This window comes from Apilactobacillus kunkeei, assembly GCF_001308195.1.
In the GTDB taxonomy this organism is placed as follows: domain Bacteria; phylum Bacillota; class Bacilli; order Lactobacillales; family Lactobacillaceae; genus Apilactobacillus; species Apilactobacillus kunkeei_C.
This window is the reverse complement of record NZ_JXDF01000001.1, coordinates 1-21,011: the sequence shown is the minus strand read 5'-3', so window position 1 is coordinate 21,011 and position 21,011 is coordinate 1. Positions and strand designations below refer to the sequence as shown.

The window sequence follows — 21,011 nt, the reverse complement described above, 5'->3', positions numbered from 1 at the left end:
TAAATTAACTAGTTTGCTTTACAAACTAGTGGAAGTTATTTATACTCACTAGTATGTTATACAAACTAGCAAAGGAGAATGTGCGTTGGGTACAAAAAAATCTCAAGATATATCCAGTCAAATGCTAAAAGGAATCCTCCAAGGATGCCTTCTTATCTTAATTAACCAAAAGCCATATTATGGATATGAAATAAGTCAGGGCCTTTCACAATACGGTTTTGAAGACGTTCCGAAGGGAACAATCTACCCACTTCTTATTAGCATGGAAAAGAAAGAATTAATCTTTAGTAAAATGCAGCCGTCAAAAGAAGGACCTAAGAGAAAATACTACTATATCACCGACAATGGTAGGAAATCTCTAGAATCATTTATAAATCAATGGAACAACTTATCGCTAAACGTAAACAAATTAATCAACGAAAGAGGGCAAAATGATGAAAGCTGAACAACTAATCGAGCAAAATAATGAACTTAGGGAAAAATTAAATCCCAAAAACAAGAAATACTACGAAAACTTGTTACTTTATATCCGCGCCAAAGCAGTCTTTCAAAAAGACGAGGATGTCGAAACCACCTTATTAGAAATCCTAAATGATTTAATCGACGCTCAAAACAATGGCCAAGACGCCGAAGATTATTTTGGTAAAGATCCTGAACAACTAGCATCTGAAATTATTGATAACCTACCAAAATCATTTTTTGATACCTTTAAATTAGCTTGTTATATCTTCTTTGGTTACATTGCTTTCTTCAGTATTCCACAAATGATTGATCCTAATTCAAAGATGGACTTGGGAAGAATAGTCTTAATGGGTATCACCGTCTTCCTTTTTGCTCTTATAATTTTATGGTTAATCGGAAATCAAGCATATCAAAAGAATAAATTAGTTACTGCAATTAATTACTCAATATTATTTATTTTATTTTTGGCTTTTGTTATTGGTGGATTCTTAATAGAAACTCCTCTAACAATTCATCTACCAGGTCTATCCGGCATACTAACAATCATTGGTATATTCATCATATCAACCGTTATTTATATAATTGAACGAAAAAACCTACCTTTCTTATCTGCCGTGTATCTATACGAAATCGGTTTTTCCATTATTGGAATCATTATCAGAATTCCTCTTTTTGAAAAATATCTTTATCATGATCATTCACAAAATCTAGCAAGAATTGTTCTAATCTTTTTGGTTTTCATATTAATCATTAACGTAAGGACAATTTGGAAAATCCTAAAAAGAAACAAATAAAAAAGAACCCTGTCGAAGGGTTCTTTTTTATTCTGAATATTTAGTTACTTTTTTACGTGAATATCTAGCGATTAATTCTGATCCTAAAATAATTACCACACACGTGATTGTACAAATGATGAACAATAATCCATACGAAGTGGCATCAATGATGATTCCACCAACCAATGGTCCAATTGCCTTACCAATTGCGGCCCAGGCGTTGGTTAATCCTTGGTACTTACCTTTTACTTCAACCGGCGTTAGCTCGTTGACCAACGCTGGAATTGAAGGAATTACGGATGCTTCTCCCAATGTTAGAACAATCATTGAGATAACGAATCCGGTGTAGGTATGGGTAAAGATTAGTGTAAAGAATGACAAACCAATAAATAGGATTCCAAAGTAAATTTGGAAGTATAGGCTGTCGTGTTTTTGTGCAATCCAATTAATCAATAGTTGGAATACTACCAATAAGAATGCGTTTAACGTCCACAATAGACTGTACATTGATAGTGGAATTCCTGATCCGGTAATGTATACAGACATGTTGGATACCCATTGTTCATAGACAATCCAAATGATAGCTAGCGTCACAAAGAATGTGGTGACAATAATCCAGTTTGGACGTGGTAACTTCACCTTTGTCTTCTTCATTGCATCACGTTTGATTGGGTAAATTGACCCCTCTTTGTGATAGGTCAAGATAGCGCTAATTCCGTAAATAATCAATATGGCGGTGGTCAACATAAAGACGTAGCCAATTCCGATTGGATAGATAAATCCAACCGCAATCGTGCCAAATACCACACCGACGTTTTGCGCTAAGTACAACATATTAAAAATAAAACGCCCTGATTTTAGTTTAACGGTGGTTCCTAAGGAATTAATCATCGTTAGGTTCCAACCGGTCGTAAAGCCAAATAATACCAATCCAATTGGATAGTATGGCCAGCCATTGAAGAAAATTAATCCAAATGATATCAACACGGAAGTAATAATCCCCATTATCGTCAAAATATAGCGATTATGGCGGTCAAATAGTTTCCCCGATATATAATTACCCAAAACGTTAGAACTTGAGTATAGGAACAAAATTATGCCGACTTCAGTCAATGACTTGCCCAATGCATCATGCATGTAGACGGTCGTAAGCGGCCAGACCGTACTTACCGCAATGTTATTAATTAATGATCCTAGAAATAACCAATGCAGTTTAATTTCATTCATTCTCTCACCCCCCGAATTTTGACAAAAAAATCCTTAGCAAACGCTAAGGATTTAGTTTTAATTAACCCTCATCATCTGGATTGTATGCGATAGATGAGAATTTATTATGTGATTTGATAAATAGTAACTTAACAGTTCCACGAGGACCTGAACGGTTCTTTTCGATAATTACTTCAACTTCACCTACGTCGTTGTTTTCTTCTACTTCTGATTCTTCTTCATCATCGTCGCCGTCTTCTCTTTCGTAATAATCATCACGGTATAGGAAGGCAACGATATCGGCATCTTGTTCGATTGATCCAGATTCACGAATATCAGATAGAACCGGACGCTTGTCTTGTCGTTGTTCAACTCCACGAGACAATTGGGATAGCGCAATAACTGGAACACCCAGTTCCTTGGCAATCTTCTTCAATTGACGTGAAATGTATGAAACTTCTTGTTGACGGTTTTCTTGGCTACCACCATCAACCAGTTGCAAGTAATCGACCACGATTAGACCAAGGTTGTTAGTATCCTTGGCCAAACGTCTTGATTTAGCACGAATTTCGGAAATCTTAGTTCCGGCAGTGTCATCGATGTAGATGCTGGCATTGGATAGACTACCCATTGCCATGTAAACACTTTGCCATTCTTCACCAGTCAATTGACCAGTTCTCAAATGGTTGGCATCAATACTTCCTTCGGCACAAATCATACGACTAACTAGTGATTCGGCACTCATTTCCAAACTGAAAATAGCAACTGCTTTTCCAGACTTGGTACCCACGTTTTGCGCCAAGTTTAGGGCAAACGCAGTCTTACCAACGGCTGGACGAGCGGCTAGAATTACTAATTCATCATCATGCAAACCGGTTGTCATTTTATCTAGGGCTGGAAAGCCAGTCGACAAACCAGTAACAGTTGATTTTTGTTGTGCTAATTCTTGAATACTGTCTAGGGATTGTCCTAAAACATCCCCAATGAACTTGAAACCATTGCTGTTTCTATCTTCTGAAACGTTTAAGATTGAGCGTTCAGCGTTATCCAATAGTTCATCAATGTTTCCATTATTGTTGTAACTTTCGGTCACAATGTCAGTTGCGGTCTTGATCAGACGTCTAGCAACTGCCTTTTGGTGAACGTTTTTGGCATAGTAAACGGCATTGGCAGCGGTTGGTGTTGTGGTTGCTAATTCAGCTAAGTAAGCCACACCACCGGCATCTTCTAGATTATGGCCACCTTCAAGTTCAGTTCTTAAAGTCGACGCATCAATTGGTTCGTCCTTGTCACCCAATGTCTCCATAGCGGCGAAAATCAACTGATGAGCATGTCGATAAAAATCATCAGAGGTAATAAATTCTTGGGTTTCTGCTAATTTTTCATTGTCTAATAGGACAGCACCCAAGACGGCTTTTTCACCATCTAAATCTTGTGGTGGTGTTTGACCATTCATATACTCGTTACTCATACTACCCCTCGATTTCCTTTAAGATTTATTTTTCACTTACATGAACTCTGATTGTAGCAGTAACTTGTTTGTGTAGTTTAACTGGAACGTTAGTGTAACCTAAGGTTCTAATTGGTTCACCCAATTCAATCTTACGCTTATCAATCTTTAAGCCATGTTGTTTTTGCATTTCTGCAACGATTTGTTTTGAGGATACTGATCCGAATAAACGGCCGTCAGCACCAACTTTAGCAGATAATTCAACGACTGTCTTATCATCTTCTAGTTTTGCCTTTAAGTCTTTGGCTTCTTGTAATTCAGCTGCAGCTTCTTTTGCTTCGGCGTGTTTTTCACCTTGAAGTTGGCTTAATGCTGAGTTGGTTGCTTCTTTAGCTTTACCTTGTTTAATTAAGAAGTTTTGTGCATATCCGTCGGAAACGTTCTTGATTTCTCCACGTTTACCTTTACCGCGAACATCTTCTAAAAATATAACTTTCATTCAAATCACTCCTCTTAATGTCTTTATATTATTATAAACTCTCTGGGTGTTTTTTTAAATGAATGAATTAATTGTCTTCTGATTCTTCAGGAGCTTCTTCGCTCTTTACTTCATTGATAGAATCCAAAAGCATTTGTTCCACTTCTTCAATTGTCTTATCGGCAATTTGGGTAGCACCACTTGATAAGTGACCACCACCACCTAGTTCTTCCATTACTCTTTGCACGTTAACTTCACCGTTACTTCTTGCAGAAATACCAATTAAATCATCTGGACGATGAGAGATAACGTAAGAAGCTTCAACACCAGACATGTTTAACATTGAATCAGCAGCTTGAGCGGCAGTAACAGGATCGTAGACCTTGTCTTCTTCACCGGCTACGTACATCATGTTTTCGTGTCCTTCAACGACCTTGGCCATTGAAATTAGATGCATTCTTGCCATGTAGGCATCAGGATTTTCACGCATGAATTGTTGCATTTCTTCTGAATCAGCACCCGCTGAACGTAGGTATGATGCAGCATCAAACGTTCTAGTTCCTGTACGTAAAGTGAATTGCTTAGTATCAACAAAGATACCGGTCAACATTGCTGTTGCTTCTAGTTTGCTTACTGGTTCAGCATCTTGTGATTGATATTCAAACATTTCGGTAATCAATTCACAGGTTGATGAAGCGTATGGTTCGATGTAGACCAAGACTGGGTTTTCAGGGAATTCTTCACCACGTCTATGGTGGTCAATAATCATAACCTTGCTTTCCAATCTGTTGTATAGGTCTTCAGACACACTCATTGATGGTTTAGAGTGGTCCACCATGATTAAAAGACTGTTGTCAGTAGCTAGTTGTAGGGCTTCATCTGGTGTGATGATGTCCGAAGCTAGAGTTTCGTCTTCCTTAGTCTTGTCGATTAAACGTTGTACGTCAGAGTGGAAAGTTCCATCTGGGATAACAACGTAACAGTGCTTGTTGTTCATCTTAGCTAAACGATGAATACCTAAGCCAGCACCAATTGAGTCCATATCTGGTTGGCTGTGACCTTGCACGAAGATAGTATCTGCTTCTTTGAATAGTTCTTGTAGGGCTTGAGAAATCATACGAGCACGAACTCTGGTACGTTTTTCCATTGGGTTGGTCTTACCACCATAGAAACGAGCTTCGTGGTCCTTAGCCTTCACAACAACTTGGTCTCCCCCACGACCTAAGGCTAAGTCCAAATCACTTTGGGCTTGTTCGGATAGGTCGTTTAGGTTGTCTTCACCATAAGCAATCCCGATACTCAAGGTAACTGGGTAGTTTTGCTTAGATGTAGATTCACGGATTTCATCTAGGATGCTGAACTTGTCATCTTCGATATCCTTTAGAACCTTTGAGTAGGCCATCATGATGTAGTGATCTTCATCAACTTGTTTGATGAATAAACCAAATTTTTGCGCCCAAATAGTCAATTCGTTGGTAACGTAGTTATTTAGGTTTGAGATTTCTTGGTCGGTCATTGATTGAGTAATTTCATCATAGTTATCCAAGAAAACTTGACCAACGGCGATTTTTTCGTCGTTGTAGTCTTTTTCGATTTGGTAGTACTTAGTGATATCCATCATGTATATGGTGCGATATTCCTTTTGAATCAACATTGTAAAGTAATGGTCTTCCCACTTTACGGTTGCGTAGTCAGGATTATCCCAATTGTTTTCTAGGATATCGGACAATTCTTCATTTACCTCTTCGACGGTCTTACCAAGTAAATCTTGATCACCAAAATAAGGGGTCAAATATGGGTTTACCCATTCAATTGCTCCTGTTTCACTGATCATTAATACACCAACTGGCATTTCCAAGAGTGTTTCTTGTTCACCACGGTGCATACGGTATGAAAGGTCTGAGATGTAATTATCGGTGCTGACACTTAGATCGTTCATTTTCTTAAAGATGTAAGATAACAATGAACATACGAATACTAAGAAAAGGACACCGGATTTCCAATCGTATAGGAAAGATACAACCAAACCAAAGATTGATAATACGGTTAAAGCTAACGCAATCCATCTAAGAACTTGGTTCTTCAAAAATGGAGGTAGGTTAGTTAGCGAGAACAATTTTTTCATTGTAACTCCTCTTTTTTTATTTTTTTATATCTTTATTTTATCACATTAGGTGATTATTCAAAAAAAGGAGCTACAAACATTATTTGTATCCCCTTTATATCGGTATTTTTGAGCATAAAAAAACTGAGACCGATAAAAAATCAATCCCAGTTAAAAAGTTATTTTTAGTCTTCTGAAACGAATGGCATTAAGCCCATGATACGTGCACGCTTGATAGCAAGAGTTAACTTACGTTGGTTCTTTGCGCTAGTACCAGTAACACGACGTGGTAAAATCTTACCTCTTTCAGATACGAAACGACTTAATAGGTTAGTATCTTTGTAATCGATGTATTCGATGTGGTTTGCGGCGATGAAGTCAACCTTACGGCGACGACGGCCACCTCTTCTTTGTTGAGCCATTAAATTTCCCTCCTCTTTTATTTACACATTAAAATGGTAAATCATCATCGGAAATATCAATTTGATCACCAGAGTTAGCGAACGGATCCGCTGAGTTGTTGCCACCATTATTTGATGGGGCGTTGTTTGATGAATCAAATGGATTGTTATTTCCTGCATTTGCTTGAGGAGCATTGTTGCCGGCGTTGTTGTTACCTTGGTTACTTGAACGAGGTTCTAGTAATGCAAAGTTTTCTACAACTACTTCAGTAACATATACTCTTTGGCCTTGTTGATTTTCGTAATTTCTTGTTTGAATACGTCCATCAATACCAACCAAAGCACCCTTATGGGTGAAGTTAGCAAAGTTTTCAGCGGATTTACGCCAGATAACACAGTTGATAAAATCTGCTTCTCTTTCACCTTGTTGGTTGGTAAAACTACGATCAACAGCTAAAGTGAAGTTACCTACGGCTGAACCGCTTGGAGTGTATCGCAAATCAACATCCCGTGTTAATCTACCAGTTAAAGTTGTACGATTAATCATGCTGAAAATTACTCCTCTCTTTTTTAAAACGTTTAAATTCTAAATTATCTTCTTACAGTCATTTGACGTAGAATGTCATCACTGAATTTTGATTGACGGTCGAATTCGTCTAGAGCAGTCTTGTCTGCAGTAGTTAGGTTAACGATGTGGTATACACCTTCGTTGTAACCGGCGATTTCGTAAGCGAAACGACGCTTTGACCAGTCTTTTGAATCAATAATCTTAGCACCATTGTCAGTTAGAACCTTGTCGAACTTAGCAACTAAGTCGTTCTTAGCTCCTTCTTCCATATCTGGACGAATGATGTAAGTAATTTCATATTTGTGTTCTTCCATGAATTACACCTCCTTGTGGACTTTAGACCCAACCTCTTGGGTTGAGTAAGGAGTACGAGTTATTTATAACCAATACTCACGTTCAATAAGTTTAACATTAAAAAATAAAATATTCAATACAAAAAACGGGATTGTTTTTCTGCGATACATTTATATATACGCAAAGAAACATTCCCGTTATTTTTTAAAAGTTATTAATAGTAAATAGTTGTGATCCACGAATTGTTAGGATGTATCCTAAACCAGCTTGGTTAAAGGCAATTCCTTCGAATTCTAGGTTAGTCTTAAATTTAGTTGTTCTAACATCACTTGGACGTAATTTGTTTAACTTGTTTACTGGAATTGATGAAATAACACCGTCAGAAACTAGGTATAAACGATTATTTGCTGGGTTGTAACCCATTCCTTGAGTTTGGAAACCTTGACCGTTTGCTAAACCTTGCTTGATAGCTTGGAAAGTAACACGGTTGTTCTTAACTTGTCCCTTGAAGATAACGATTCTACCAGCGGATTTACCTTGCATACGGTATTTAACGTATGTATAGAAGTTTCCGTTGTTATCAATCGCTAATTCATTATTAATTGAGTATGAAGGACTGAAGTTAAACTTAATTTGCTTAATTGGTTTTAATGTAGTTGGACTAACTTCAACTAATGTTGGTGAAGTTGTCACAACGCCCATTTTTACATACCATAGCGTATTAGTCTTTGGGTTCAATGCTAGTGATTGACCATGACCGGCGTCAAATTTAGGACCAAACTTGATGGCTGACATAATTTGTGGGTCACGATCTCTAACACCCATTCTTAATTGAGCCATGTTGGTAGTATCAATACCTAAACTTTGTAGCTTCCAAAGGTCGTATCTAATAATGGTGTTTTCAGTATCTGGGTACATTACGTAAGCGTATTGACCAGATCTTGAAATAGCGACACTTTGTGGATTTCCAAGATCACCACTTGATTTGTATGAAACTGGTAGGTAAAAACTAGTTTTGGCATTACGACGGAAATTTCCACCTTTTGCAAACATAGTGTATGAACTTGATTGGTAAGTAGAGCTTTCGTAGTATCCATCGCTAGAACCGTAACTGTACTTTGGAATGTATGCATAGTTTCCGTTGTTTACGAAGTGTGTTGCATAACCACCCTTCAAAGCATATCCCCTTTGATGGTATGTCTTAACGCTAGCATTAGCGTTAACTCCCATAGCAATCAATAGGAACAATGAAAAGACAAACAACAAAGTCTTCAAATCTCTCTTAAAAGTCATAAGAATATCCCCTCAATTCTTGATATGTTTTAATTCTATCACCAATTTAATAAAATTTTAATTAAGAATTTATTAATTTATTATACTTTACGTTCAATCATCTTTACGCATGATGATTTTATAAACCACAAAAAGTATATATATAAAGACCATTTGAAGGGAAATTGATGGAAAAGTATATCTCAAAAAATTAACGATAAAATGAATAACCGGTTCAAAATAAATTGATGAGATCATTTGATCTATCTTGCCGACTAAATAAATAAAAAGCCAGCTCCATAGAATTGAGGAGATTGTATAGACTACGAAACTAATTGAAATAACAATTTTACTCATACTTAAGAAGTCATCCTTATCAAAGGCAACGGCCGAAAATACAACCATACTACTGGTAGCTGATATAAATAAGACATTTGCCAAATCCATCCTGCCAGAATTTCGAATGAAGTCGTAGACATCATAGCAAAGTGACAACAAGATAATGTTAACCACGGATATTTTCGTGTATTTAAAAAAATCATGAATTTGTTTAATCGTTTCTGGTGAATGATGTTTCTTTGAACGCATATTATTCTCCTTAATTAATCTGATCCGCATGCTCTTCTACATACAAATCATCTTTTTTAATGTTTCTAATGAATTGAGAAATACTAAACACGGTATAGACTATTAAAATCACACCGCTAATAATCATAATCAAACTACCATTTGGGAACATGTCATATAACCAAGTATATACCAAGGTTCCAAATGGCATAATGGCGTATCCAACCGTGTAAAGCGTGGAACTAACCCTGCCCAAAATGTTATGTTCAACGGTACTTTGAAGACGAATTTCAATCGCCAAATCAAAGATGGCAAAGGATAATTCCATCAATAATGACAATAGCATCCCAATTACCGAAACAATCATTTGATTCTTGGTAACGGTGAATAGGAATCCTAAGACAACTAGACTGATTCCAACCAAAATCATGGTCGACATAATCTTAATTCCAAAGTGATTTTGTTGCCTTAATCGACTGGTAATCAAACTACCAGTTAGATAACCAATTGAGTATCCGGTTTCCGTCCAAATTACTACCGAATTGGGCAACCCTAATTGGTTAACGATGATGAATGGACTCCCGGTAACAACAGCCGTGTAGAAGAAGTTAACCACGATTTCCGCCACAATACTGTCTCGAATAAATGGCCGTCTTTTAACGTATTGAAGAGTTTGTTTAAACTGTTGTCTTTGCGATACGCGTTCTTGTTTTTCCGCTTTAACCTCGTAGAAATGAAGCGACATCATAATTAACATAGCTACTACCGTCGCTGCGATTTCTAAAGCGATTAATCCCTCGACACTAATCAAGGCATACAGCGTAATCCCTAAGACGGGCGATAATATTCTAGAAGCTGATGCAACTGCGGTGGTGAGCGAAGTCAGTTTTGCGACATCCGACATTCTCACTAATTGACGAATTGATGCTGAGTACGCTGTGTTTCTCAGGTTCACCAAGATAGAATCAATCGCAATAAAAATCGCGACAGGAATCAATAATGATCCACCGTGGAAAAATGGTAGTGCTAATGCTAATGCAAGAAAACCAATCATTCTTAAGACATAACCCCAAAAGATAATGCGCTTATGATTATGGGTATCAACGAAGTTTCCAATCGGAATAAACGTCAATAAACTAATCAAGGGACCGACGGCAATGTTCATCCCAAAGCTCAATGGAGAATGGGTGGCATGCAATAGCATGAAACTAATTCCGTACTGGAATATTCCATAACTAAAGGCCCCCAGCCCATTACTCGTCAGTGACTTAATAATTTGTTGGTTGGATTGGCTCTGCGTTAGTTGATTTTGTTTTTCCATTCGCTCACCCCCCGTTTTATAAAGTGTATTAAGGCCTAATTATAGATTTATTGGTGAACAACCACAATAAAAAAGCTTTCATCATAGGACTTTGATATCCTACATGAAAGCTTTTTTTGTTTGACGATTATTCTTCGTCGTTGTTATTTGCTTCGTCAGTTGATTCTGCATTGTCAGAACTTACTTCAGCGGTTTTTTCTTCAGCATCATCTTCTGTTTCGTCTTCTTTTTGAACACGGGCAACAGTTGATACTCTAGAATCTTCATCAATCTTGATTAAATGAACCCCTAGAGTAGCACGACCGGTTTGTGAAACGTCAGAAATACTAAATCTAATCATAACACCCTTGTCAGTAACAAGCATGATATCTTCATCACCGGCAACAGTAGTCAATCCAGCTAATGGACCGTTCTTTTCAGTCACGTTAACTGTCTTGATACCCTTACCACCACGGCCTTTGATTTGGTATTCGGAAGCAGGAGTTTGCTTACCGTAACCATTTTCAGAGATAACGAAGACATTGTCGTTTGGATCTAATACATCCCCACCAACTACGTAATCATTTTCTCTTAGACGGATACCACGAACCCCGGTAGCAGAACGTCCCATTGAACGAACGTCTGAAACCTTGAAGCTGACACAGTAACCTAAGTGAGTACCAATAATAATGTTTTGGTCTTCAGATACTGTTGATACACGCATCAATTCGTCTTCATCCTTCAAGTGAATAGCCTTTAGACCATTACTTCTGATGTTTTGGAATTCATCGATTGGTGTACGTTTTACAGTTCCCTTTAGGGTTGTGAAGAATAAGAACTTGCCGTCGTTACTTTCGTTATCGTCAACTGGAATAACAGCTTGAATCTTTTCATCTGTATCAATTCCTAATAGGTTGATGATTGGAATTCCCTTAGCGGAACGACCGTATTCAGGGATTTCGTAACCCTTCATTCTGTAAACCTTACCTAGGTTGGTAAAGAATAGTAATGAATGGTGAGTAGTAGTTGCTAGTAAGTGTTCGATGAAGTCATCATCGTGGACACCCATTCCTTGCACACCACGACCACCACGGTTTTGGCTCTTGAATTCGGAAGTAGCAGTACGTTTGATGTAACCGTTGTGAGTCAATGTAATCATGATATCTTCTTCAGCGATTAAATCTTCGTCTTCGATACTTAGAACTTCACCAACACGTAGTTCAGTCTTTCTTTCGTCACCGTATTTTTCTTGGATTTCTAGTAATTCTTGATAGATTAATTCATTAATCTTTTCACGACTACCTAGAATTTCCTTGTAACGTTCGATGTCTTTTAATAGTTCGGCATGTTCGCTAACAATCTTGTCGCGTTCCAAACCAGTCAAACGAACAAGACGCATGTCCAAGATAGCTTGGGCTTGCTTATCGGTTAGTGAGAATTCACTCATTAATTGATCCTTAGCGATTGCTGAGGTTTGTGATTCACGGATGATTGTAATAACACGGTCAATGTTATCCAAAGCAACGATTAAACCGGCTAAGATGTGCGCACGGTTTTCAGCTTTGGCTAATTCGTATTCAGTACGACGTTTGATAACGTTAACTTGGTGTTCCAAGTATTCATTTAAGATTTCTTTCAAACTTAAAATCTTTGGAGTACCTTCAACGATAGCTAGCATGTTAAAACTAAAGCTAGTTTGCATTAATGTTAGCTTATATAGGTTGTTTAGAACGACTTGAGCAGATGCATCACGTCTAACATCAATCACGATTCTCATACCATCACGGTCAGATTCATCATTGATATCTGTAATCCCATCTAGTCGTTTGTCACGAACAAGGTTAGCGATGTGTTCGATTAACTTCGCCTTGTTAACCATGTATGGAATTTCAGTAGCGATAATGCGTTGCTTACCACTCTTTTGTTCTTCAATTTCAGTCTTAGCACGTAGCACGATGCTACCCTTACCAGATTCGTAAGCTCTTCTAATTCCAGACTTACCTAAAACGACCCCACCGGTTGGGAAATCAGGTCCAGGTAATGCTTCCATCAAGTCAGCAGTAGTAGCTTCTGGATTGTTCATTAAGATATGAATTGCTGAGATTACTTCGCTTAAATTGTGAGGAGGAATGTTTGTAGCCATCCCAACGGCAATTCCGGAAGCACCATTAACAAGTAGGTTAGGGAAACGAGAAGGTAACACTTCTGGTTCTCTTTCACTACCATCGAAGTTATCTTGGAAATCGACAGTATCCTTATTGATGTCTCTTAGCATTTCCATCCCAATTTTACTTAGTTTTGCTTCGGTATAACGCATGGCAGCGGCACCATCACCATCGACAGAACCGAAGTTACCATGTCCATTAACCAATGGATATCTGTAACTAAATGTTTGGGCCATTCTAACCATTGATCCATAAACTGCAGCATCACCATGGGGGTGATACTTACCAAGAGTATCCCCTACGATTCTGGCAGACTTACGGAATGGTTTGTCAGGAGTTAAACCAAGTTCACGCATATCGTATAGGATTCTTCTGTGAACTGGTTTCATTCCGTCTCGAACATCAGGAAGGGCACGCGCAACGATAACACTCATTGCGTAGTCCAAGAATGATGTTTTCATTTTTTCAGATAAGTCAACGTTTTCAATACGATGGCTTGATAAATCTTCATTATTGGCCAATGTTTTTACCTCCAATTCATGGTCGTTACATTAAAATGTTTCACATGAAACATCCATGTTAAATGTCTAAGTTTTCAACGAATGTGGCGTTTTCTTCAATGAATTTACGACGTGGTTCTACCTTGTTACCCATCAACATGTCAAAGATTTCAGCAGCTTGTGCAGCATCCTTTGCTTCAACTCTTTGTAGACGACGGTTGTCTGGGTTCATAGTAGTATCCCAAAGTTGTTCGGCATCCATTTCACCAAGACCCTTGTAACGAGAGATGCTAGGTTTTGGAGATGCAGGCAATTGAGCCTTCCATTGTTCCAATTCATCATCATTTGCAATGTATCTAATCATCTTACCTTGTTGTAAACGATACAAAGGTGGTTGAGCGATGTAGACATATCCAGCGTCGATTAATGGACGCATGTAGTTATAAATCAATGTCAATAGAAGTGTTTGAATGTGGGCACCATCGACATCGGCATCGGTCATGATAATTAGTTTGTGGTAATGAACCTTTTCAATATCAAAGTCATTACCGAAACCAGTACCCATTGCTGTAAACATTGATCTGATTTCTTCATTGGCTAAAATCTTGTCCATTGTTGCCTTTTGAACGTTCAAAATCTTACCTCTAATTGGCAAGATGGCTTGGGTCAAACGGGAACGACCTTGCTTAGCAGATCCACCCGCGGAGTCCCCTTCGACAATGAATAATTCAGAGATTTCAGGGTCACGACTAGTATTGTTGGCTAACTTACCAGGTAAGTTAGAAATTTCTAGTCCTGATTTCTTTCTGGTAACTTCACGCGCACGCTTAGCAGCGGCACGAACACGAGAGGCTAATGCACCCTTTTCAACAATTTGCTTACCCAATGTTGGGTTTTCAAATAAGAACTTAGCAAAGTGTTCTGAGAAGATGTGATCAGTAGCGGTTCTTGCGTCTGAGTTACCTAACTTAGTCTTAGTTTGTCCTTCGAATTGTGGGTCCGGATGTTTAACAGAAATAACGGCTGTTAAACCTTCACGAACGTCAGGACCAGTTAAGTTATCGTCTTTTTCTTTTAATAGGTTGTTCTTACGAGCGTAATCGTTGATAACACGAGTTAATGCACGTTTGAAACCTTCTTCGTGAGTACCACCTTCGATGGTGTGAATGTTGTTGGTAAATGTTCTCATTTCACTGTGGTAATCATCAGTGTATTGAAGTGCAACTTCAACTGAAATGTCATTTTCCATTCCTTCAACATAGATTGGTTCTTCGAATAATGGTGTCTTTTCACTATCGATGTATTCAACGTAGTGCTTAATACCACCTTCGTAGTGGAATTCTTCGTATGTTGGTTCTTCTGGACGGTTGTCACGAAGTGAAATCTTTAGTCCCTTGTTTAAGAAAGCAAGTTCTCTAATTCTTTCAGTTAAAGTTTTGATGTTGTAAGTGGTTGTTTCAGTAAAGATATCTGGATCTGGAAGGAAGTGAACCTTAGTACCGTGGTTATCTGGATCATCATCACCAACGAATTTCATCTTGGTGTTAACGTGACCACGCTTGAAGTCCATGTAGTACTTCTTACCATCACGAGTTACGGTTACGTCTAATTCAGTTGATAACGCGTTAACAACTGATGCCCCAACCCCGTGAAGACCACCAGAAACCTTGTATCCGCCACCACCGAACTTACCTCCGGCATGCAAGATAGTAAATACTGTTTCTAGGGCTGGCTTTCCAGTTTTTTCTTGGATATCAGTAGGAATCCCACGTCCATTATCGACGATTGTAATACTGTTATCTTTTTCAACAGTTACGTGAATGGTGTCGGCGAAACCAGCTAGGGCTTCATCAATCCCATTATCAATAATTTCCCATACCAAATGGTGGAGACCTTGAACACTGGTTGATCCAATGTACATACCTGGACGTTTACGTACCGCTTCTAGACCTTCTAGAACTTGAATTTGGCTGGCATTATATTCGTCAGCTTTTCTTCTTTGTTCTTCTTTTTCATTTTCAGTCAACTTTATTCCTCCCCTAATTCAGACTATTCTTCTACGACTTGCCCACTTGAAATATTGAACACCTTCGGATCAGATATTAAGTCGCGAGCAATTCCGCTTAGACTCGTAGTCGTCAAAAACGTTTGCACTTTATCTTGAATTGACTTTAGTAAATGAGTCTGACGATTATCGTCTAACTCGGATAAAACATCATCCAACAATAGGATTGGATATTCGTTCGTTTCTTCCTTCATCAAATCAATTTCGGCTAACTTAACCGAAAGTGCGGATGTTCTTTGTTGGCCCTGTGAGCCGAACGTTGAAACATCTTTTCCGTTGATAATAAACTGTAAATCATCACGATGCGGACCATATAACGTATTACCCTGTCTAATTTCTTTGTCCTTGTTTTCGTCAAACAATTCCTTTAGACCGGTGTAAATGTCATTTTCATTGGTCTGCTGTTTTTTCTTTAATGCGCAAACATATTTAAACTTCAATTCTTCTTTGCCTTGAGAAATTTCGGCATGGATATTTGCTGCCCATCCCTGCAACTTCTTCAATAATTCCAAACGTTGAAAAATTAACTTGGCACCATAAGCAGCTAATTGATCTGATAAGACATCTAGATAAAGCTTATCCGAAGCCTCTTTTAGCTGAAGCTGCTTTAGGTAATTATTTCGTTGTTTTAGAATCTTTCTGTATTGAGAATTATTGTATAAATACTGACTGCTCATTTGACCAAATTCCATGTCCATGAAGCGACGGCGAACCGTTGGAGCTCCCTTAACGATGGATAAGTCCTCCGGAGCAAACAAAATCACGTTTAGTTCACCCACATAGGAGGATAGTTTAGCCTGTTCGAGTTGATTTACTTTTGCACGTTTGCCTTTCTTTCCCAAATCGATTTCCAATTTGGTGGTGCCTAGTTCTTTTTCAACCTCGCCATAGACCTGCGCATTTTCATTTTCCCAATTAATCAAGTCGCGATTGTTATTAGTACGATGACTACGCGTTAATGCCAAAACATAGATTGCTTCTAGCATGTTGGTCTTTCCTTGGGCATTGTTACCCAACAAGACGTTAATTGAAGGTGAGAACTGCACCTCTACATCGCTATAATTACGAAAATTACGTAATTTGAGTTCTCTTAATTTCATAAATAAAGCCTACTTTTTGCGAATAAAAAACAAACCAACATCAATAACTTCAACGTTATCCCCGTCGTATAATTTCTTACCACGACGATCTTCAGGTTCGTCGTTTAGTTTCACTGCATGGTCCTTCAAATACCACTTAGCTTGACCACCGGAAGATACGATATCTTCTTCCTTCAACAACTGACCTAATGTTATATATTCGGTATCGATGAAAACATTCTTTTTCAAAACTTCACCCACCTTTTCCTATGTACTATTATACCCTTTTGGACGTCAAAAGTATAGTTTATAAGCTGATTTTAGCCTTTCTAAGCAATTATATAAAAGTGCTTACTAGTTTGTTAAATCCATGCCAAAATCGCTCATATCCTTAAAAAATCACTTTAAACGCAAAAAGAACCCCTTAGATAACTTTCTAAGGGGTCTTATTTTATAAATATTTAATTTCTTTAGGTGTATGGGTAAATGGTTCGCATCCATCTTCGGTTACGTAAACGCAATCTTCGATACGGACACCAGCGAATCCTGGGACATAAATTCCAGGTTCGATTGAGAAACACATTCCTGGTTTCAATACCATCTTGTTTCCTTCCATGATTGATGGGAATTCGTGTTCAGACATCCCCATTCCATGGCCTAGACGGTGAATGAAGTATTTACCATATCCCGCCTTTTCGATAATGTCTCTTGCGACCTTATCGACTTCTTCAGCTGTTACACCTGGTTTAACGAAATCCATCGCAGCTAATTGAGCTTCTAGACAGACATCGTAAATTTCTTTTTGTTTGTCGCTAATTTCACCAACGGCAACAGTTCTGGTGGCATCTGAGATGTATCCATCATGCACTGTTCCTAGATCAAATAGCACCATTTCATTTTCTTTTACTAAATTATCGGAGGTTGCACCGTGTGGTTCAGCAGCATGCGCCCCTGCTTGAACTAAGGTATCAAAACTCATTTCCATGACACCCTTTTGTTTTAGTGCGTATTCCAATTCAGCAACGACTGATTTTTCTGACTTCCCTGCTTTTAATGCTGCGAAACCTTTTTCGAAAGCAAAGTCGGCTTCTTTACCCGCTTCCTTCAACTTTTCGATTTCGTCTGGAGTCTTAATCAAACGCATTGTGTTCAAGTAATCAGTGACGTCAGTTTCAAAAGTTACATCTTGCAACTCTCTGTGTAAATTTTCTAGACGTGCAACTGTTAAGCTTTCTTTTTCAATTCCTGCTGATTTTGGCGTTGCCACTCTTTGTTGGACATGAGCAGCAATCTTTTGCCATGGATTTTCATGATCTAAGTATCCATAAACATCATATGGAAAACCAGTATCTTTAATTGCTTCTACTTCCAATGCGGGTGCAAACATAAACGGATCCTTTTCAGGAAATACGATTAATGCTAATACCCTCTCTACCGGATCACTGTAAAACCCAGTTAAGTATTGAATTGTTTTCGGATCACTTAGGTATGTGAAATCTAATCCATTGTTGTAGGTCCAGTCCTGGATTGACTTTATCTTAGACATGCAAACCCCTCCTTTTAATATATCTTAGACTAAAATTACAAAATTTCAAACAATTATTAATTCGTAAATTAAAAAAACGCGACCCTTTATTAGACGGGGCTCGCGTTTTATTAGATGAATTATTAAAATCCCTAGAAAGTACGTACTGGGGTGATTAATTCGATGAAGTTTTCAGCATCTTCAGAAGGAACAAGGGTGAATGGACGTAGTGATGATGTGAATGACACATTGATCATTGAGTGTCCAAATGCACGTAGGGCGTCCTTCATGTAATCAGGGTTAAAGGAAATTTCTAAGTCATTTCCGGCAACTTCCTTGCTTTCAACTTCTTCTTCAACGTTACCAACGTCTGGAGAGTTACCAGAGATGGTTACTTGTTTAACATTTGCCTTGATAGTTAGCTTAACAACGTTGTTTCTTGATTCGTGAGATAGAAGAGAAGCTCTTTCAATCGCACCAAGTAGTTCGTAGGCATCGAATTGAACGTTAGTTTCTGAATCTTTTGGAATCAATCTAGAAGTATCAGGGTATGTTCCTTCAAGAAGTCTTGAGTAGAAGTAAGTGTTACCAATAGTGAATAGAACTTGGTTTTCGGTGATCTTCATCTTAACGTTTTCAGTATCGTCTGAAATCATCTTTGATAGTTCTGAAAGACTGCTACCAGGAATGATAACGTCGTATTCGCCTTGGTTATCTGGTAGGGCAACTTTACGTTGACTTAGACGGTGTGAATCAGTTGCGACAGCAAATAGAGTACCGTCTTTTAGCACAAAGTGAACACCAGTTAGGATAGGGCGACTTTCTTGGTTTGATACGGCGATAACAGTTTGGTTAATGATTTCCTTAAACACGTCACCTGATAATGAAATTTCGTTATCGTTTTCGATTTCAGGTAAGTGAGGGTAATCAGCAGCATCTAAACCATTGATAGTGAATGATGAAGTTCCTGAAGTGATTTCAGTTTGGAAACCATTTGCAACGGAAAGTGTCATTTTATCGCTAGGTAATTTCTTAACGATTCCACTGAAGAATCTAGCAGGTAAAACGATTGAACCTTCTTCTTCGATGATTAGTTCGTTATCTGCATCGTTTCTGTCAATAACAGTTTCGATAGAAACATCAGCATTGCTACCAGTTAAGATCAAACCTTCGTTTGATGCACTTAACTTTAGACCAGTCAAAATAGGAATAGTGGTTTTTGATGAAATTGCTCTTGAAACCATGTTTATTCCTTGAATGAATGCTGATCGTTTGATTGAAAATTTCATTTTGAAAGTCTCCTCGCATGTAGTATTTAATATTAATTAATATATATAGTTAAAACAGTAGTAGTAGGGCTTGTGTATACTGTGGAAAACTCGATTTACTCTTACGGACACAAAGTTTTGCACATGTGGATAACCTGTGGATAACTTACCACGTTTTTCCACACCCTTATCTCTCTAATGTTTCCTTTAGTTCTTGGATTTGTTCTTTGATTGTTGAATCAGATTGAACTGCATCGGCTATTTTATCGTAAGCATGGATAACAGTTGTATGATCCTTACCGCCAAAGGCGTTACCAATCTTTGGAAGAGAACTATTAGTTAAGGTACGGCTTAAATACATCGCTATCTGACGAGGGATGACGATTGTTTTAACGCGTTTTTTCCCTTTTAAATCGTCTATAGAAACGTTGTAGTAATTTGAAACTGATTTAATGATGTTTTCAACCGTAATTTCAGGTTTGGAATCACCATTGTTAAGGCCACGTAGGGCTTCTGAAACTAAGTCAGTTGTAATTGGAACCTTTTTGAAGTTAGCAAATGCATGTACACGAGATAGTGCACCTTCTAGTTCACGAACGTTTGAATCAAATTGACCAGCTATGTAATTAAGCGTATCTGGGGGAACTTGAATCCCGTCTGCTTCTGCTTTCGCACGCAAGATAGCAATTCTTGTTTCTAGGTCTGGAGGGGTAATATCTACCGGAAGTCCCCAGGCGAATCGAGAAACCAAACGATCTTGCAACTTGGCAATTTCCTTTGGTAAACGATCAGAAGTTAAAACAATTTGTTTTTTATTTTCATACAAATCATTGAAAGTATGGAAGAATTCTTCTTGAGTTCCGTCCTTATCAGCGAAGAACTGAACATCATCAACTAGCAGTGCATCAACGTTTCTGTATTCTTGTCTGAATGCTTCGGTTTCATTATTTTGAATCGCATTAATGAAATCGTTGGTGAATGACTCACTAGTTACATACATAATGTTTGCAGTTGGATTGTCTTCTAAGATTTTGTTACCAATTGCATGCATCAAGTGGGTTTTTCCTAAACCGACACCTCCGTACAAAAGAAGTGGGTTATACATTTTTCCTGGATCTTCGGAAACAACTAGCGCCGCTGCATGCGCCATTTGGTTACCTTTACCGATAACGAAGGATTCAAATGTATAGTTAGGATTTAGATGGCTGTTTTGTAAGAATTCATTTTTGTTTACGCTGCCTGAATTCTCTTTAACGGCATCATCTTTCCTATTAGAACTCCTAAGATCTCCTTCTAAAACAAATTTTGGAACGATATCTCTTTTAGTTATTTGATATGAATACTCTACTAAAGAGTCCTCTAACTTATCTTCCCAATAATCACGATGGAGAGGAGATGGAAGTTCTAGCGTTAGCTCATTTCCGACTAAGCTAATGGGTTTAACTGTAGCAATCCATGTTGAATAGGTTGTAGTGGAGTAATTTTTTTCAAAAGCTTCACTGATTGCTTCCCATAAAGAGTCTTTATCCAT

The 21,011-nt window shown here is 38.1% G+C and carries 18 protein-coding genes; 2 read left to right on the top strand and 16 right to left on the bottom strand.

Features of this window, described 5'->3' with window-relative positions; translation table 11 throughout:
• Positions 1-121: 121 nt before the first annotated feature.
• Together RZ78_RS00095 and RZ78_RS00090 are read left to right on the top strand one after the other, a co-directional pair.
• Positions 122-445, top strand: coding sequence for a PadR family transcriptional regulator (locus RZ78_RS00095; RefSeq protein WP_054607732.1), 324 nt, complete (start codon positions 122-124; stop codon positions 443-445).
• The gene (locus tag RZ78_RS00090) at positions 432-1,256 is read left to right on the top strand and encodes a hypothetical protein (protein WP_155451826.1); all 825 of its coding nucleotides are present in this window, start codon (positions 432-434) and stop codon (positions 1,254-1,256) included. Before RZ78_RS00095 ends, RZ78_RS00090 begins: the two co-directional genes overlap by 14 nt.
• 27 nt (positions 1,257-1,283) lie before the next feature.
• Here RZ78_RS00090 and RZ78_RS00085 read toward each other — a convergent pair whose 3' ends face one another.
• From RZ78_RS00085 to dnaA, 16 genes are all read right to left on the bottom strand, one after another.
• Positions 1,284-2,465, bottom strand: coding sequence for an MDR family MFS transporter (locus tag RZ78_RS00085; protein ID WP_054607690.1), 1,182 nt, complete (start codon positions 2,463-2,465; stop codon positions 1,284-1,286).
• Positions 2,466-2,526: 61 nt separating this feature from the next.
• Positions 2,527-3,915: a replicative DNA helicase gene (gene dnaB / locus RZ78_RS00080; protein ID WP_034530644.1), complete on the bottom strand. Its 1,389-nt coding sequence runs from the start codon at positions 3,913-3,915 to the stop codon at positions 2,527-2,529.
• 25 nt (positions 3,916-3,940) lie between these two features.
• On the bottom strand, positions 3,941-4,393 hold the full coding sequence (rplI, locus tag RZ78_RS00075; protein WP_034530642.1) for a 50S ribosomal protein L9: 453 nt from the start codon (positions 4,391-4,393) through the stop codon (positions 3,941-3,943).
• Positions 4,394-4,460: 67 nt separating this feature from the next.
• Complete coding sequence (locus tag RZ78_RS00070; protein ID WP_081006845.1) at positions 4,461-6,497, bottom strand: DHH family phosphoesterase; 2,037 nt, start codon at positions 6,495-6,497, stop codon at positions 4,461-4,463.
• 164 nt (positions 6,498-6,661) lie between these two features.
• On the bottom strand, positions 6,662-6,898 hold the full coding sequence (rpsR, locus tag RZ78_RS00065; RefSeq protein ID WP_034530639.1) for a 30S ribosomal protein S18: 237 nt from the start codon (positions 6,896-6,898) through the stop codon (positions 6,662-6,664).
• Positions 6,899-6,926: 28 nt separating this feature from the next.
• A complete protein-coding gene (ssb, locus tag RZ78_RS00060) occupies positions 6,927-7,424 on the bottom strand; it encodes a single-stranded DNA-binding protein (protein WP_034533769.1) in 498 nt (165 codons plus the stop codon).
• A 44-nt stretch (positions 7,425-7,468) separates the two neighbouring features.
• Positions 7,469-7,759, bottom strand: a complete 291-nt coding sequence (rpsF, locus tag RZ78_RS00055; RefSeq protein ID WP_053791249.1) for a 30S ribosomal protein S6 — start codon at positions 7,757-7,759, stop codon at positions 7,469-7,471.
• A 184-nt stretch (positions 7,760-7,943) separates the two neighbouring features.
• Positions 7,944-9,032, bottom strand: a complete 1,089-nt coding sequence (locus tag RZ78_RS00050; RefSeq protein WP_054607689.1) for a hypothetical protein — start codon at positions 9,030-9,032, stop codon at positions 7,944-7,946.
• Between the two features lie 577 nt (positions 9,033-9,609).
• Positions 9,610-10,899, bottom strand: a complete 1,290-nt coding sequence (locus RZ78_RS00040) for an MFS transporter (protein ID WP_054607687.1) — start codon at positions 10,897-10,899, stop codon at positions 9,610-9,612.
• Positions 10,900-11,026: 127 nt separating this feature from the next.
• Positions 11,027-13,504, bottom strand: coding sequence for a DNA gyrase subunit A (gene gyrA / locus RZ78_RS00035; protein WP_237756964.1), 2,478 nt, complete (start codon positions 13,502-13,504; stop codon positions 11,027-11,029).
• Positions 13,505-13,622: 118 nt separating this feature from the next.
• Positions 13,623-15,569, bottom strand: a complete 1,947-nt coding sequence (gene gyrB, locus RZ78_RS00030) for a DNA topoisomerase (ATP-hydrolyzing) subunit B (RefSeq protein WP_034533762.1) — start codon at positions 15,567-15,569, stop codon at positions 13,623-13,625.
• Between the two features lie 23 nt (positions 15,570-15,592).
• Positions 15,593-16,708, bottom strand: coding sequence for a DNA replication/repair protein RecF (recF, locus tag RZ78_RS00025; RefSeq protein ID WP_034533759.1), 1,116 nt, complete (start codon positions 16,706-16,708; stop codon positions 15,593-15,595).
• A 9-nt stretch (positions 16,709-16,717) separates the two neighbouring features.
• Positions 16,718-16,936 (bottom strand): S4 domain-containing protein YaaA, encoded by a 219-nt coding sequence (gene yaaA, locus RZ78_RS00020; RefSeq protein ID WP_171819640.1) that lies wholly within the window; start codon positions 16,934-16,936, stop codon positions 16,718-16,720.
• Between the two features lie 202 nt (positions 16,937-17,138).
• Positions 17,139-18,233, bottom strand: coding sequence for a M24 family metallopeptidase (locus RZ78_RS00015; RefSeq protein ID WP_053791242.1), 1,095 nt, complete (start codon positions 18,231-18,233; stop codon positions 17,139-17,141).
• A 131-nt stretch (positions 18,234-18,364) separates the two neighbouring features.
• Positions 18,365-19,501: a DNA polymerase III subunit beta gene (gene dnaN / locus RZ78_RS00010; RefSeq protein ID WP_034530629.1), complete on the bottom strand. Its 1,137-nt coding sequence runs from the start codon at positions 19,499-19,501 to the stop codon at positions 18,365-18,367.
• Positions 19,502-19,667: 166 nt separating this feature from the next.
• Positions 19,668-21,011 (bottom strand): chromosomal replication initiator protein DnaA, encoded by a 1,344-nt coding sequence (gene dnaA, locus RZ78_RS00005; RefSeq protein ID WP_054607685.1) that lies wholly within the window; start codon positions 21,009-21,011, stop codon positions 19,668-19,670.

Bases quoted from the DNA above. Each gene is read 5' to 3' on its own strand.
- RZ78_RS00095 (WP_054607732.1), top strand. From the start codon at position 122: ATGCTAAAAGGAATCCTCCAAGGATGCCTTCTTATCTTAATTAACCAA.
- RZ78_RS00090 (WP_155451826.1), top strand. From the start codon at position 432: ATGATGAAAGCTGAACAACTAATCGAGCAAAATAATGAACTTAGGGAA.
- RZ78_RS00085 (WP_054607690.1), bottom strand. From the start codon at position 2,465: ATGAATGAAATTAAACTGCATTGGTTATTTCTAGGATCATTAATTAAT.
- dnaB (WP_034530644.1), bottom strand. From the start codon at position 3,915: ATGAGTAACGAGTATATGAATGGTCAAACACCACCACAAGATTTAGAT.
- rplI (WP_034530642.1), bottom strand. From the start codon at position 4,393: ATGAAAGTTATATTTTTAGAAGATGTTCGCGGTAAAGGTAAACGTGGA.
- RZ78_RS00070 (WP_081006845.1), bottom strand. From the start codon at position 6,497: ATGAAAAAATTGTTCTCGCTAACTAACCTACCTCCATTTTTGAAGAAC.
- rpsR (WP_034530639.1), bottom strand. From the start codon at position 6,898: ATGGCTCAACAAAGAAGAGGTGGCCGTCGTCGCCGTAAGGTTGACTTC.
- ssb (WP_034533769.1), bottom strand. From the start codon at position 7,424: ATGATTAATCGTACAACTTTAACTGGTAGATTAACACGGGATGTTGAT.
- rpsF (WP_053791249.1), bottom strand. From the start codon at position 7,759: ATGGAAGAACACAAATATGAAATTACTTACATCATTCGTCCAGATATG.
- RZ78_RS00050 (WP_054607689.1), bottom strand. From the start codon at position 9,032: ATGACTTTTAAGAGAGATTTGAAGACTTTGTTGTTTGTCTTTTCATTG.
- RZ78_RS00040 (WP_054607687.1), bottom strand. From the start codon at position 10,899: ATGGAAAAACAAAATCAACTAACGCAGAGCCAATCCAACCAACAAATT.
- gyrA (WP_237756964.1), bottom strand. From the start codon at position 13,504: ATGAAAACATCATTCTTGGACTACGCAATGAGTGTTATCGTTGCGCGT.
- recF (WP_034533759.1), bottom strand. From the start codon at position 16,708: ATGAAATTAAGAGAACTCAAATTACGTAATTTTCGTAATTATAGCGAT.
- RZ78_RS00015 (WP_053791242.1), bottom strand. From the start codon at position 18,233: ATGTCTAAGATAAAGTCAATCCAGGACTGGACCTACAACAATGGATTA.
- dnaN (WP_034530629.1), bottom strand. From the start codon at position 19,501: ATGAAATTTTCAATCAAACGATCAGCATTCATTCAAGGAATAAACATG.
- dnaA (WP_054607685.1), bottom strand. From the start codon at position 21,011: ATGGATAAAGACTCTTTATGGGAAGCAATCAGTGAAGCTTTTGAAAAA.